Source organism: Enterococcus sp. AZ128, from assembly GCF_051714485.1.
Classification (GTDB): Bacteria; Bacillota; Bacilli; order Lactobacillales; family Enterococcaceae; genus Enterococcus_A.
In genome coordinates this window covers 2,061,579-2,075,509 of the sequence record NZ_JBIORZ010000001.1, presented here as the reverse complement: position 1 = coordinate 2,075,509, position 13,931 = coordinate 2,061,579, and the positions used below count along the sequence as shown (strand labels likewise).

Genomic DNA, 13,931 nt, shown 5'->3' with positions numbered 1-13,931 from the left:
TCTTCTTGCTTCAGCAGGTTAGAAAAATGATTCCTTAAAAATGAGCTAGCTGTTATTCAAACTTTTTATAGTTCATAAAGTTTGAATCGGGAAAATTTTCAGAGTGGATCTATTCGGAAAAAATAATAGGTATCATAGCAAGGTTTCATTAATATTTTATGAAGCCTTTTTTGTTTCTTATGGCAGAAGTTGTCTGAACCTAGTCACTCCATGGATAAAATGATAAAATAGAGCGGAAGTGTAGAAAAGAGGGATTATATGGCTGAAACAGTAAAAGTAAAAGAACTAGTTGATAAACTTTCATTGGAAGTAGTAACTGGCGATGAGGAAAGCCTAGAGCGGGTCATCACTACCGGCGATATTTCTCGCCCAGGGCTAGAATTGACTGGCTATTTTAACTATTATTCACATGATCGTTTACAACTTTTTGGAAATAAAGAAATTACCTTCGCAGAACGTATGATGCCAGAAGAACGATTGATGGTTTTACGTCGGATGTGCAGTGATGATACACCAGCATTTATCGTTTCTCGCGGGTTGACACCGCCAAAAGAAATGATCGAAGCCGCTAGTGAGCGTAATATCCCAGTATTAAGCTCACCGATATCGACTTCGCGTTTATTAGGTGAGATATCTAGTTTTCTAAACGGCGGATTGGCACCGCGTACAAGTGTTCATGGAGTGCTGGTAGATGTTTATGGATTGGGTGTGCTGATCCAAGGAGATAGTGGAATAGGTAAGAGCGAAACGGCACTAGAATTAGTCAAACGTGGACATCGTTTGATTGCAGACGATCGGGTTGATGTTTATCAGCAGGACGAGTTGACTTTAGTTGGTGAACCGCCTAAAATTTTACAACATCTGATTGAAATTCGCGGGATTGGTATCATCGATGTGATGAATCTTTTCGGCGCAAGTGCTGTCAGAGGATCAATGCCGTTGCAATTGGTGGTTTATTTAGAAAACTGGTCGAAAGATAAAAAATATGACCGCTTAGGCAGTGGAAACACTGAAGTTGAAATCGCTGAAGTAAAAATCCCGCAAGTCAAGATCCCAGTGAAAACTGGACGAAACGTTGCCATTATCATTGAAGTAGCAGCGATGAATTTCCGTGCTCGTACGATGGGTTACGATGCTACGAAGACCTTTGAAGATCGTTTAACCCAATTAATCGAAGAGAATTCTGGACAATAGAATGGTTGGACAAATAAATCGTGTAGCTTTTGAATTGTTTGGTCTTGAAATTTACTGGTATGCGATTATCATTGTGTCAGGAATTGCAATTGCCCTTTGGCTTGCCAATCGAGAAGCACTGCGAGTGGGTTTAAAAGAGGATGATATGACAAACTTCATTCTTTGGGCTCTGCCGCTTGCCATTGTTGGTGCTCGCTTGTATTATGTTTTGTTTGATCTGCCAATGTATCTAGCGGATCCTATTCAAATCTTTAATACCCGTAGTGGAGGCTTAGCCATTTATGGCGGTTTGATAGCGGCAGTGATAGTTCTGATTGTTTATACGAAGCATAACTTCATTGATCCATGGCTCTTTTTAGATGTAGTGGCTCCAAGTGTAATGTTGGCACAGGCGATGGGACGATGGGGAAACTTTACAAATCATGAAGCATTTGGCGGAGAAACAACTCGTCAATTTTTAGAAAGTTTACATTTGCCGCAATTCATTATCAATAATATGTATATTGACGGCGCCTTTCGTCAACCGACTTTTTTTTATGAATCAATGTGGAGTCTGCTAGGCTTCATCTTAATCATCGTTATTCGAAAAAAAGTATCAATCAAGCGTGGAGAAATATTTTTGGGATACGTTACATGGTATAGCTTTGGACGATTCTTTATCGAAGGGATGCGGACAGATAGTCTGTATTTATTTGGCGGGATTCGTGTTTCCCAAATGTTGTCACTGATTCTATTTGTCGGAGGGTTAGCTTTATTTTATTATCGCCGAAAAAAGCGCACGGATATCAAATTATATGAACGCGACAAAGGAACTAATCAAGCTTTAATTTAAGAACGAGTCGATAGCTATGTATGCTATGATATTGAAGAAGAATTTTTTTACATGAACTACTTTTTTGAATCACGTAATTGTATGTAGTATAAACGTCTTTATTTTCTAAGGGAAAATCCATCTTGTTATTTGATTTTAGCAAGAGAGGCAATTTATAGGTAATTCGTTACCTTAATATGAACGAGGAGGAAATCTCTGTGAAACAAAAAGTTGCAGTTTTAGGACCGGGCTCTTGGGGAACGGCGTTAGCACAAGTTTTAGCTGAAAATGGACATGAAGTAAGGCTTTGGGGAAATCACGAAGCACAAATTGATGAGATTAATACGTATCATACCAATCGTCATTATTTACCAGATTTAAAAATTCCTGAAAGTATTAAAGGGGAAAAGAATCTGAAGGAAGCTGTAAAAGATGCGGATGCTGTTTTATTCGTTGTACCAACGAAGGCGATTCGCTCAGTTGCCAAGGAATTTGCACAAATTGTGGATAATAAACCTGTTATTATTCATGCAAGCAAGGGATTGGAGCAAGGCACGCATAAACGCATCTCAGAAGTGCTGATAGAAGAAATTCCTGAAGAACATCGTCAAGGTGTGGTTGTTTTGTCTGGACCAAGTCATGCAGAAGAAGTAGCTGTACACGATATTACGACAATTACGGCTGCCTGCAAAGATGAAAAGTTGGCAACTTATGTACAAAAATTGTTCATGAATGACTATCTAAGAATTTACACGAATCCAGATGTGATTGGTGTTGAAACTGGTGCGGCTCTAAAAAATATTATCGCTCTAGGTGCTGGTGCATTGCATGGGTTATCTTATGGGGATGATGCCAAGGCTGCGATCATGACGCGGGGCTTAGCGGAAATCAGCCGTCTAGGTGTAGCGATGGGTGCGAATCCATTAACGTTCATTGGTTTAAGCGGCGTAGGTGATTTGATCGTAACATGTACATCGGTCCATTCTCGTAATTGGCGCGCCGGAAATCTTTTAGGCAAAGGCCATAAGTTAGATGAGGTTCTTGAAAATATGGGCATGATCGTTGAAGGTGTTTCAACAACGAAAGCAGCGAAAGAGTTGGCTGATAGCATGAATGTCAGCATGCCAATCACTGAAACGATCTATGATGTTTTATATAATGATAAAGACGTACGTCAGGCTTGTCGCGAGTTAATGACACGAGAAGGTACGTTTGAAAATGAGTTTACTTTAGAATAGAAAGAGTGGGACAAGAGACATGCGAGTGAAAAAAGCAGTTATTCCAGCCGCTGGGTTGGGAACAAGATTTTTGCCGGCTACAAAAGCGATGGCCAAAGAAATGCTGCCTATCGTCGATAAACCAACAATCCAATTTATCGTTGAAGAAGCATTAAAATCTGGGATTGAAGATATTTTGATCGTAACTGGAAAAGCGAAACGTCCAATTGAAGATCATTTTGATTCAAACATTGAATTAGAAATGAACTTGCAAGAAAAAGGTAAAACAGATTTATTAAAATTGGTTGAAGAAACGACCGATGTAAATCTGCATTTTATCCGTCAATCACATCCTAAAGGGTTAGGTCATGCAGTTCTACAAGCACGTGCTTTTGTTGGCAACGAACCATTTGTTGTCATGTTAGGCGACGACTTGATGGAGGACCGGGTTCCATTAACTAAGCAATTAATGAATGACTATGAACAAACGCATGCCTCAACGATTGCGGTTATGCGTGTGCCTGAGAAGGAAACTTCAAAATATGGAATCATCAATCCAGGTGAAGAAGTATCTAAAGGATTGTTTAACGTGAAGAATTTTGTAGAAAAACCAAAACCAGAGGAAGCACCAAGCAATTTAGCGATTATAGGCCGCTATTTGTTAACGCCTGAAATTTTTGATGTATTAGCTACGCAAAAACCGGGTGCAGGCAATGAGATTCAGTTGACGGATGCGATTGATACCTTAAACAAAACACAAAGAGTCTTTGCACAAGAATTCAGTGGGAAACGTTACGATGTGGGTGATAAATTCGGCTTTATGACAACTAGTATTGAATATGGCTTGAAGCATCCAGAGATCAAAGATAAATTACATGATTATATCATCGCTTTGGGTAAAGAGTTGAGCGGACAAAATAAAACAAAAAAATAATTGTTGAAGCGCAGATTTGAATCTGCGCTTTTTATATTGTTAGTTATTTTAAATAAATAAATCATTGGTTTTTTAAATGTAAATTATCACTATAACGAATAGAAAATATTGGTTAGTTTGTTATATAATATTTTTTGGAAATAACGATATTGAAAAGGAGAATTAATGAAAACTTCCCGATTGAATAAAGAGATCGTCATAGAATGTGCGATGGATCTGGTCTGTGAGTCAGGAGTCAATGGACTAAGATTAAATAAAATCGCTGATCGTCTTGATGTAAAATCTCCATCATTATATACGCATACAGGCAGCGTGATCGAATTACGACAAGCAGTCGTAAGACGAGCCATGGAGGAATTTCGCGAACGACTAGTGGATTCTGTCTTAGGCAGAGCAAATCTTTGTGCTTTTATAGAGTTAGGAAAAACTTGGGCTGCTTACGCGAAAAATAGAAATGAGTTTTACACTGTGTTTTACGAGAAAGAGTACATAGACTCTTATGAAAGAAATATTACTGTTTTCCTAAGAGCCGTATTTGGTCGAATCTTTTCAGCCTGTGAACTGACTGAGAAGGAGATTATCCAAGTAGATCGTGTAATGACAAATTATTTCCGAGGCCATGCGGAATGCTTCACTGAAAAAAATTTCAGTGAAGCTGATTTGATCAGTGATTTAGAAATCATTTACAATGGTATCCTACAAAACTTTTCGAAAGTATCTCAATAATTTAATTGAGATGCTTTTTTATTAGTATTGAATCTAACTCTTTCTCTTTCATTAATTTCCATGAGAATGGTATAATTTAAGTTAGCATAATGAGTGAAAAATGAGAGGAGCGATTGAATGAGTTTAGGCGGTATTGCGGCAATTATTGCAGCACTTGCATTTGTTGTTTTGGTCATATTTTTAGTGCGCGTCTTGAGTCAAGTTTCAAAAACAGTTGAAAAAGTTGAGACGACTGTGACCGAGGCCAATACAACAATTGATGTTCTTACCAAAGATGTAGATTTACTTATGCAGCAAGTAGAAGGGTTGTTAGTTAAAGGCAATCACTTGTTGAATGATATCAACGGAAAAGTTGAAACGATTGATCCATTGTTTACGGCGGTAGCAGATCTAAGTCAGAGTGTTTCTGATTTAAATACTACTAGTCGCAATTTAGCGGGCAAAGTTGGCGGCGTTGGGAAAAATGCGGCGAAAGCAAGTGTTGCGGGCAAAGTTGGCGCGACAACGATGAGATTTTTTAGAGATCGTAAGACAACAACGAAAACGGAGGGATAAATATGGCAAAAAGCGGGAAATTTTTAGCGGGGGCTTTAATTGGCGGAACGGCAGCAGCAGTAGTCGCTTTATTATTAGCACCTAAATCGGGAAAAGAATTGCGTGAAGATCTAGCGAAGAAAACTGATGATTGGTTGGATTTAGCGTCAGATTATACCGATGACTTGGTTATGAAGACCAGCGATATGGGATCAATTGTAAAAGATCGTGCTTCTGACTTAAGTGACCAAGCCAGCGATTTAGCTTCAAATGTGAAGGGAAAAATCAATGATTCAATGGAGGACATGGATGATATCACATCAGACACTTTGGAAGATTTGAAACGTCAAAGTTCTGATTTATCGGATCGTTTCCGTAAGGCGGCAAGCGATGCGAAAGATGTAGCTGAAGATGCTTCAGAAGATATCGTCATCGACGCTAAAGAAGCCCAAGAAGAAGCAAAAGAAACAGTTTCTGAAGGTGCTGAAGCTTTGGCTGATAAAACAAAAGAAATGAATGAAAAAAAGCCCGATTTTTCTGAAGTCAAAGAAGAATTAAAAGAAGAAGTGGAAAAAAATAATCCAGAATAAAGGATTTAGCCCTCAGTGATGAGGGCTTTTTTTATCATTGCGTGCGCAACGCTCTGGTATTGCTGTAATCTTGACTCATAATAATCAATAATTAAGGGGAGACGAAGATGGAATTAGGAAAACTCATTCGTTCAAGAAGAGAAGAGTTGAAGATGACTCAACAGCAATTAGCAGAACAAATTTATGTTACTAGACAAACTATTTCAAAATGGGAATTGGGAAAAAGCGAACCTGATTCGATTTCGAAAAAGAATCTGGAAAGAATTTTAGCTGTTCAATTGGTAGAAAAGTCTTCTTCACGTAAAGACGAGGAGGAAGTTTTTTTGAAGAGAATTCAGTGGTTAGCTGGTTTCGTATTTTTTGGTATTTTATTTTTACCGATGCGTTTTCTGTGGATAACGATTCGAAAATATTGGGAACGTCCATGGAATCGATTCATTTTGATACCTGTTATGTTGGCTTTTTTTTTATGGTATCTACATTCGCTGAAAGACAATGTATTTCATTTATTTTTAGTCGGTTTCCTGTTGGTTTATTTTGTCACAAGTTATTACTTTTATAGTGATCAAAAAGGATTGGACAGCCATTAAAGATGAAAGAAAAAACTGTAGACAACAATCCTAAGACGGACGTTGTCTACAGTCTGAGAAACACCACAAACAAAGGTGTTTCTTTTCTTTTTTATAAGATAGTTAATTCTTTTGATGTTTTTGTAAATGGAATGCACCCGTCTTTGGTTACGAATACGCAGTCTTCAATTCGAACACCGACATCATTTGGTAAATAAATACCTGGTTCAATCGAGAAGCACATACCTTCTTTCACTTCTAGATCGTTTCCGCCAACGATTTGTGGAAACTCATGAATCGTCGTTCCAATTCCATGACCTAAACGGTGATTAAAGTATTCACCATAGCCACGGCTTTCAATGACATCTCGCGCAAGTTTGTCCAGTTGACCACAAGTAACACCAGGTTTTACAGCGTTTAAAGCGGCCATATGAGCTTCTAATACGATATTGTAGATGTCTCTTTGATGATCAGTTGGTTTGCCGCAAGCGACAGTTCGAGTCGCGTCGCTGCAATAACCGTTAACGATTGTACCTAGGTCAAACAAAACGAGTTCGTTTTCTTTACAAGTATTTTTACCTGGGGTACCGTGAGGGCTCGCTGCATTTGGGCCAGCCAATACTTCGGTTGGGAAGGACATTTGCTTAATGCCTTTTTTCTTTAATTCATATTCAATTTCTGCCACAATTTCTTCTTCGGTAACGCCTGGTTTTACGTGTCTAAAACCAATTTCAAAAGCTAAGTCAGCAGTTGATCCTGCTTCAATCAAGCGTTGGCATTCTTCTTCGGTCTTATATAATTGCAATTCTTGGACTAGCGGAGTAAGATCAGCTGAGAAATCAGCTGATGGAAAAGCTTCAGTTAAGCGTAAGTAACGATCCAATACTAATTGATTTTTTTCTAACGCGATTTTCTTAGGCGAACCGTAACGTTTTTTGATTTCGTCTACGATGATAGAAAAGGGATCTTGGCTGTCAAGATAACCTACGACATCGTATTTAAAGCTGCTGGCTTTTGCGTCTTCGACCTCTAAACCAGGCGCAAATAAAAATGGATCTTTTTCAAGTGGAATGAACAATGCTAAGACACGTTCCATTGGGTTGCTGTCAAAGCCGGAGAAGTAGCCGATATGACTTGCGTCAGAAACATATGCTAAGTCTACCTCGTTTTTTTGCATCCATTTTCGTAATTCTAAAACTTTTTCTTGGTTCATTAAAGCATCCTTCTTTCTTTTAGCGTTATATTGATTGTAACACTAATAAAATTTATTGAAAAATGATTCTGATAAAACGCTTACAGTTTTTTAAGGAAAAATGTGTAAAACGGTTGCAATCAATGAAACAACGTGCTATTATCTTTTAGAAATGTAAATGATATTTTCTGAAAACAAAATAAAAGGAGCATATCCATGGAAAAGCAAACAATTACGATTTATGATGTTGCCCGTGAAGCAAACGTTTCAATGGCAACCGTTTCTCGTGTGGTCAACGGTAACCCAAATGTAAAACCCACAACACGTAAAAAGGTGTTAGAAGTTATTGAGCGTCTAGACTATCGTCCAAATGCTGTTGCACGAGGACTAGCAAGTAAAAAGACGACAACAGTCGGTGTAATCATCCCTGATGTCAGCAATATGTTTTTCGCTTCATTAGCGCGGGGAATTGACGACATCGCAACGATGTACAAATATAATATTATTTTAGCGAACTCAGATGGCGAAGCGCAAAAAGAAGTGAACGTATTGAACAACTTATTAGCAAAACAAGTTGATGGTGTCATCTTCATGGGCCATCGTATTACGGATGAAATCCGTGCTGAATTTTCACGTTCTAAAACACCAATCGTTTTAGCTGGTTCTATTGATCCCGACGAACAAGTCGGCAGCGTAAACATTGATTACAGAGCTGCGACAAAGGAATCAATCGACTTATTAGCAAAACATGGCAATAAGAAAATTGCTTTCATCAGCGGAGCATTAATTGATGCTATCAATGGCCAAGCTCGTATGGGCGGCTACAAAGAAGCATTAGCTGAAAATGGGTTAGATTACAATGAAGGCTTGATTTTTGAAGCTAAGTACAACTTTAAAGAAGGCTTAGCACTAACTGATCGCATCCTTAATAGCGGAGCAACCGCTGCATACGTAACGGATGACGAACTTGCTATTGGATTATTAGACGGCTTGACCGACAAAGGTGTGAGAGTTCCGGAAGACTTCGAGATTATCACAAGCAATGATTCATTACTGACTGAAGTGGCTCGCCCACGTCTAAGCAGCGTGACTCAACCGTTATATGATATCGGTGCTGTCGCAATGCGTCTATTAACAAAAATGATGAATAAAGAAGATATTGAACAAAAAACGATCGAATTACCTCACGGTATTTTTGAAAAAGGTTCAACAAAAGAATAATTGTAAAGAGAGGTTGGGACAGAAGAGGTCAGCTTCAAGAAATTTTGGCTTATTTCAGAATGCTAGTTCTGCTCAGCGAAATTTAGCAGTAACTGTACGCGTAGTTTGCGAAGAAGAAGCTGCTTCTGGCACACCGTTTGTTCGAAAAAAGGAGCTATGACAAGATTCTTGTCATAGCTCCTTTTTTTGTCAAAATCTTACTACATAGTTGAGGGATGACGTCGTGCAAAATCAAAGAAACGAAACTTGTCGACTTGATGACGACTTTCGGTATATTGAAATTGGCGAGCATCACTAGTAAAGACTCGACTTTTTACTGAAACAATATTAATATCATGCTGGTTTAGGTCCAATAGGTCGCGGTCTTCATTGGTCAACGCATCAATCGTGATTTCTTTTTCAGCAAAAGCAATATTCAGATTCAATTGGTTCTCGAAATAGCGATAGATGGAATCCTTGGCTATTTCGGTATCCATTTCGGGAACAATCGCTGTAAGAAGGATATCTTTATCAAGAATTACTTTTTTCTGATCAATGGCACGAGTACGAATTAATTCCCAACAAACAGAACTGATTTCAAAACCTGTCACATCCGCCATTTTCTTATCAATTATAATTTTTTTGAGACTGACAACATCGGTACTGCTGTCATAGCCATAAGAATTTTGCAGCTCTTTGTAGCTAGTTAACCCAGAGACCGGGAAGCGCAGTTGCTCCCGTTTCAAAACTAAAGACCCTTTTCCCTGAATTTTTTGAATGTAGCCATTGGCCATTAAAAGTGATAGTGCTTTGCGAATGGTATCCCTAGAAACATGATAGGTCTGGCGTAATTTGTTTTCGCTGGGCAGATAGGCGCCAGCTTCGTATACCCCTTTTAGAATTCCACTTTCGATCGCTTGATAGATCACTTCGTAGTTTTTCATCTAATCCTCCTTTTTACCTATGTAGTGTTCCATTTTACTCTTAAATAAGAAGCACAATTGAAAAAATAGAACCAAAAATCCACTTGTCCGTATAAGTGATTTCATTATACAAAGAAAGAATCTATATGTAAAACGCTTTCCGGATAATTTTGACTATAAAAATGAGTAAATTTTTATTTTTGGTAAGACTTGTTTGGTTTATTACCAACCTGTTGGTAACAATAAGACTGACAAATTGCGAATAAAATCTATTCATGTTCATTTTGATGAGGATTTTCTAATAAAGCGAGAACAGTTGAATATGTAAGCGATTTACAAAAATCTTTAAACCACTTATAGTAAATGTATCAGCTGAACTTATCCATACAAGTTAAAATTATTCGGAGGGAAAAAAGATGGGAAAATATGAAAAGGATACGAAGGACCTGCTGGCGGCCATTGGCGGCAAGAAAAATATTTCTGCAGTTACTCACTGTGCCACGCGGATGCGTTTTGTACTAAACGATCCGAAAAAGGCGGATGAGGCGCAAATCGAAGAGATTCCTAGCGTCAAAGGTATGTTTACAAATGCAGGACAGTTTCAAGTAATCATCGGAAACGACGTAGCAGTTTTTTACAATGAATTCGCAGCAGTTTCAGGAATCGAAGGTGTTTCTAAGGAAGCTGCAAAATCAGCCGCGAAACAAAATCAGAATCCAGTCCAACGCGCCATTACTGTTTTAGCAGAAATTTTTACTCCATTGTTACCAGCAATTATTGTCGGCGGTTTGATTTTAGGATTTCGTAACATTTTAGAAGCAGTACCTATGGGTTGGCTGAATGGTCAAACAATTGTTGAAGCTTCTACCTTTTGGAACGGTATCAATGGTTTCTTGTGGTTGCCTGGTGAAGCGATTTTCCACTTTTTACCGGTAGGGATTACCTGGAGCATTGCTCGTAAAATGGGTGCGACAGAGATCTTGGGGATTGTCCTTGGGATCACACTAGTATCACCGCAACTATTGAATGCTTATGCGGTGAATGGCACGACTGCCGCAGAAATTGCGAAAAACTGGACATGGGATTTCGGCTTTTTCACGGTAGATAAAATTGGTTATCAAGCACAAGTGATTCCAGCAATGTTGGCAGGTTTCCTACTCGTTTACCTTGAACGCTTTTTCCGTAAACATATTCCAGAAGCCGTTTCAATGATTTTTGTCCCATTCTTTTCATTACTTCCAACAATCTTAGCGGCTCATATTATTTTAGGCCCCATCGGTTGGAAAATCGGCACGGCGATTTCAGCGGTAGTAAATGCTGGTTTGACTTCTAGCTTTAGTTGGTTATTCGGTGGTATTTTTGGGGCTCTGTATTCGCCTTTGGTTATAACTGGTCTGCATCATACAACATTAGCGATCGATTCGCAATTGATTGCCGACTTTGGTTCAACAAACTTATGGCCAATGATCTGCTTATCAAATATCGCACAAGGGGCAGCTGTTTTAGCAGTTGTATTCGCTCACCGTGGCAATAAGAAGGAAGAACAAGTTTCGATCCCATCTGTTATCTCTGCATGGTTAGGAGTGACGGAGCCGGCGATGTTTGGAATCAATCTGAAATATACCTATCCATTTATCGCTGCCATGATCGGTAGTGGAATCGCCGGTTTATTTATTACTTTGTTCAAAGTACGGGCATTATCGATTGGTGTTGGCGGGTTGCCGGGAATTTTAGCGATTCGACCACAAGATTATTTGATATTTGCAATTGGGATGGTGATCGCGATTGCGGTTCCATTCATCTTGACCTTGACCTTCCGTCGTATTGGTTTATTCAATAAATTGGATCGTGTAGAAGAAGAAAATGTTCCAACTCTAGGTAGTGAAACGACTAAAAAAACGAACGCTGTTGTTGAATTGTTTGCGCCAATTACTGGGATGCTATATCCATTAAGCAGCGCAAAAGATCCCGTTTTTGCTGAAGGTATGATGGGACAGGGAGTTGTGATTGACCCTAGTGAAGGGAAACTAGTTGCGCCATTTGATGGACAGATTAGTTTATTGTTTCCAACAAAACATGCCATTGGATTAGTAAGTACAGAAGGAACAGAAGTGCTGATCCATATAGGCATTGATACGGTTCAATTAGATGGGAAATATTTTACTAGCCATGTACAACAAGGTGATATCGTTAAAAAAGGTCAGCTTTTAATGGAATTCGATGTTGATGCAATCAAGGCAGAAGGCTATGAAGTTCAAACGCCGATTATTGTGACAAACTCGACAGACTTTCAAGTGGATCCCTTAATTGAAGAAGCACCTGTAACGAGTGCTGAGAAAATTATATTAGCGACAGAATTGTAGGAGTTGAAGGACAAAATGAGTTTTAAGAAGAAAGTAATCTATCAAATTTATCCCAAATCGTTTTTAGATACGAATCAAGATGGCATTGGCGATCTGCAGGGAATCCAGCAAAAAATACCTTATTTGAAACGACTAGGTGTGGACATGATTTGGTTAAGTCCCATTTATCCGAGTCCGCAAAAGGATAATGGGTATGATGTAGCAAATTATACGGCGATTAATCCAATGTTTGGAACAATAACTGATTTTGAAAATTTAATGGCAACGGCAAAAGAACATGAGATCGAAATCATGCTGGATATGGTGCTCAATCACGTGTCGATCGAACATGAATGGTTCCAAAAAGCATTAGCTGGTGATAAAAAATACCAAGATTACTTTATTTTACGGGATGAACCAACGGACTGGGTTTCGAAATTTGGCGGAAATGCCTGGGCATCTTTTGGAGATACGGGTAAGTATTATTTACATTTGTATGATAAAACACAGGCAGATCTAAATTGGCGCAATCCTGAAGTAAGGGAGGAGCTATTTGAAGTCGTACGCTTTTGGATGGATAAAGGTGTAAAGGGATTTCGTTTTGATGTGATCAATGTGATCGGCAAGGATGAGGTCTTGAAAGACTGTTCTGAAAATGATGGCAAGCCAGCCTATACTGATCGCCCAATTAACCACGAGTTTATCCACATGATGAATCAGGCGACCTTTGGAAAAGATAGTGAAATGATTACAGTTGGCGAAATGAGTTTTACTACCGTGGAAAATTGTATTTTATACACGAAGCCTGAACGAGAAGAATTAGATATGACGTTTAATTTTCATCATTTAAAAGTTGATTACCAAGATGGTAAAAAATGGACGCAAATGCCATTTGATTTTGCGAAATTAAAGGAATTGTTTCATACTTGGGGAACGCAAATGAGCGAGGAAAGTGGATGGAACGCTCTTTTCTGGAATAATCATGATCAGCCCCGTGCGTTGAATCGTTTTGTTGATGTGGATAACTATCGTGTGGCCGGGGCTAAAATGCTGGCAGGCGCTATTCATTTAAATCGTGGGACGCCCTATATTTATATGGGTGAAGAGATTGGAATGGTGGATCCAGATTTTGATTCAATGGAAAAGTATGTTGATGTGGAAAGCCTAAATGCTTATCAAGAATTACTGCTTGATGGCAAGAATGAACAAGAAGCATTTGAGATCGTCAAAGCGAAATCACGTGACAATTCACGTACCCCAATGCAATGGGATCGTGGGGAATATAGCGGTTTCTCTGAAACGGAACCATGGTTAGCGTTAGGCAAGTCCGCGAACGAGATCAATGTAGCAAAAGAATTGCAAGAGGGTTCGATATTCAATTATTATCAGCACTTGATCAAACTTAGAAAAGACTATCCAGTAATCGCGGAGGGCAGTTATGAAGCCTTTCTTCCGGATCATCCGCAAATCTATGGATATATTCGCCGCTATGAAGAACATAGGTTGCTTGTACTGAATAACTTCTTCCCTCAAGAAACGACGATTGAATTGCCGAAAGAATTTCAAAAAGGCGAAATATTAATCAATAATTATGACAGTGAAAAACTCAACGAAAGAATTACGTTGAAGCCTTATCAATCAATCGCCATCTATTGTTAAAAAAAAGAGCTATGACAAAAAATCTTGTCACAGCTCTTTT

The 13,931-nt window shown here is 38.8% G+C and carries 13 protein-coding genes; 11 read left to right on the top strand and 2 right to left on the bottom strand.

From position 1 onward, the window contains the following. The first annotated feature begins 258 nt into the window (after positions 1-258). The 8 genes from hprK (at position 259) to IGI38_RS10150 (ending at position 6,596) form a co-directional block, all read left to right on the top strand. Complete coding sequence (gene hprK / locus IGI38_RS10185; protein WP_438729451.1) at positions 259-1,194, top strand: HPr(Ser) kinase/phosphatase; 936 nt, start codon at positions 259-261, stop codon at positions 1,192-1,194. A gap of 1 nt (position 1,195) precedes the next feature. Next, positions 1,196-2,026 carry a prolipoprotein diacylglyceryl transferase gene (lgt, locus tag IGI38_RS10180; protein ID WP_438729449.1) on the top strand — a complete coding sequence of 277 codons (831 nt, stop codon included), beginning with the start codon at positions 1,196-1,198 and terminating at the stop codon, positions 2,024-2,026. A 197-nt stretch (positions 2,027-2,223) separates the two neighbouring features. After that, the gene (locus IGI38_RS10175) at positions 2,224-3,243 is read left to right on the top strand and encodes an NAD(P)H-dependent glycerol-3-phosphate dehydrogenase (protein WP_438729447.1); all 1,020 of its coding nucleotides are present in this window, start codon (positions 2,224-2,226) and stop codon (positions 3,241-3,243) included. A 19-nt stretch (positions 3,244-3,262) separates the two neighbouring features. After that, complete coding sequence (gene galU, locus IGI38_RS10170) at positions 3,263-4,156, top strand: UTP--glucose-1-phosphate uridylyltransferase GalU (RefSeq protein ID WP_438729444.1); 894 nt, start codon at positions 3,263-3,265, stop codon at positions 4,154-4,156. Positions 4,157-4,321: 165 nt separating this feature from the next. Beyond that, complete coding sequence (locus tag IGI38_RS10165) at positions 4,322-4,882, top strand: TetR/AcrR family transcriptional regulator (protein WP_438729442.1); 561 nt, start codon at positions 4,322-4,324, stop codon at positions 4,880-4,882. A gap of 117 nt (positions 4,883-4,999) precedes the next feature. Beyond that, on the top strand, positions 5,000-5,437 hold the full coding sequence (locus IGI38_RS10160; RefSeq protein ID WP_016181289.1) for a DUF948 domain-containing protein: 438 nt from the start codon (positions 5,000-5,002) through the stop codon (positions 5,435-5,437). A gap of 2 nt (positions 5,438-5,439) precedes the next feature. After that, complete coding sequence (locus IGI38_RS10155) at positions 5,440-6,006, top strand: YtxH domain-containing protein (RefSeq protein WP_438729439.1); 567 nt, start codon at positions 5,440-5,442, stop codon at positions 6,004-6,006. A gap of 107 nt (positions 6,007-6,113) precedes the next feature. Continuing rightward, on the top strand, positions 6,114-6,596 hold the full coding sequence (locus IGI38_RS10150) for a helix-turn-helix domain-containing protein (RefSeq protein WP_438729437.1): 483 nt from the start codon (positions 6,114-6,116) through the stop codon (positions 6,594-6,596). A gap of 91 nt (positions 6,597-6,687) precedes the next feature. On the opposite strand, the gene IGI38_RS10145 is transcribed toward IGI38_RS10150, so the two are convergent. Further along, the gene (locus IGI38_RS10145) at positions 6,688-7,788 is read right to left on the bottom strand and encodes a M24 family metallopeptidase (protein WP_438729435.1); all 1,101 of its coding nucleotides are present in this window, start codon (positions 7,786-7,788) and stop codon (positions 6,688-6,690) included. 195 nt (positions 7,789-7,983) lie between these two features. Between IGI38_RS10145 and ccpA the strand changes: the two genes are divergently transcribed. Next, positions 7,984-8,988 (top strand): catabolite control protein A, encoded by a 1,005-nt coding sequence (gene ccpA, locus IGI38_RS10140; protein ID WP_438729432.1) that lies wholly within the window; start codon positions 7,984-7,986, stop codon positions 8,986-8,988. Positions 8,989-9,188: 200 nt separating this feature from the next. On the opposite strand, the gene treR is transcribed toward ccpA, so the two are convergent. Next, positions 9,189-9,911, bottom strand: a complete 723-nt coding sequence (gene treR / locus IGI38_RS10135) for a trehalose operon repressor (protein ID WP_438729430.1) — start codon at positions 9,909-9,911, stop codon at positions 9,189-9,191. Between the two features lie 395 nt (positions 9,912-10,306). Here treR and treP point away from each other — a divergent pair, with 395 nt between their 5' ends. Both treP and treC read left to right on the top strand, forming a co-directional pair. After that, positions 10,307-12,253 (top strand): PTS system trehalose-specific EIIBC component, encoded by a 1,947-nt coding sequence (treP, locus tag IGI38_RS10130; RefSeq protein WP_438729428.1) that lies wholly within the window; start codon positions 10,307-10,309, stop codon positions 12,251-12,253. Positions 12,254-12,268: 15 nt separating this feature from the next. Beyond that, complete coding sequence (gene treC, locus IGI38_RS10125) at positions 12,269-13,891, top strand: alpha,alpha-phosphotrehalase (protein WP_438729425.1); 1,623 nt, start codon at positions 12,269-12,271, stop codon at positions 13,889-13,891. Positions 13,892-13,931 lie beyond the last annotated feature (40 nt).

Excerpts from the sequence above, each read along its gene's own strand:
- IGI38_RS10145 (WP_438729435.1), bottom strand. The coding sequence starts at position 7,788 with ATGAACCAAGAAAAAGTTTTAGAATTACGAAAATGGATGCAAAAAAAC.
- IGI38_RS10155 (WP_438729439.1), top strand. The coding sequence starts at position 5,440 with ATGGCAAAAAGCGGGAAATTTTTAGCGGGGGCTTTAATTGGCGGAACG.
- treR (WP_438729430.1), bottom strand. The coding sequence starts at position 9,911 with ATGAAAAACTACGAAGTGATCTATCAAGCGATCGAAAGTGGAATTCTA.
- IGI38_RS10150 (WP_438729437.1), top strand. The coding sequence starts at position 6,114 with ATGGAATTAGGAAAACTCATTCGTTCAAGAAGAGAAGAGTTGAAGATG.
- lgt (WP_438729449.1), top strand. The coding sequence starts at position 1,196 with ATGGTTGGACAAATAAATCGTGTAGCTTTTGAATTGTTTGGTCTTGAA.
- galU (WP_438729444.1), top strand. The coding sequence starts at position 3,263 with ATGCGAGTGAAAAAAGCAGTTATTCCAGCCGCTGGGTTGGGAACAAGA.
- IGI38_RS10165 (WP_438729442.1), top strand. The coding sequence starts at position 4,322 with ATGAAAACTTCCCGATTGAATAAAGAGATCGTCATAGAATGTGCGATG.
- treC (WP_438729425.1), top strand. The coding sequence starts at position 12,269 with ATGAGTTTTAAGAAGAAAGTAATCTATCAAATTTATCCCAAATCGTTT.
- hprK (WP_438729451.1), top strand. The coding sequence starts at position 259 with ATGGCTGAAACAGTAAAAGTAAAAGAACTAGTTGATAAACTTTCATTG.
- treP (WP_438729428.1), top strand. The coding sequence starts at position 10,307 with ATGGGAAAATATGAAAAGGATACGAAGGACCTGCTGGCGGCCATTGGC.
- ccpA (WP_438729432.1), top strand. The coding sequence starts at position 7,984 with ATGGAAAAGCAAACAATTACGATTTATGATGTTGCCCGTGAAGCAAAC.
- IGI38_RS10160 (WP_016181289.1), top strand. The coding sequence starts at position 5,000 with ATGAGTTTAGGCGGTATTGCGGCAATTATTGCAGCACTTGCATTTGTT.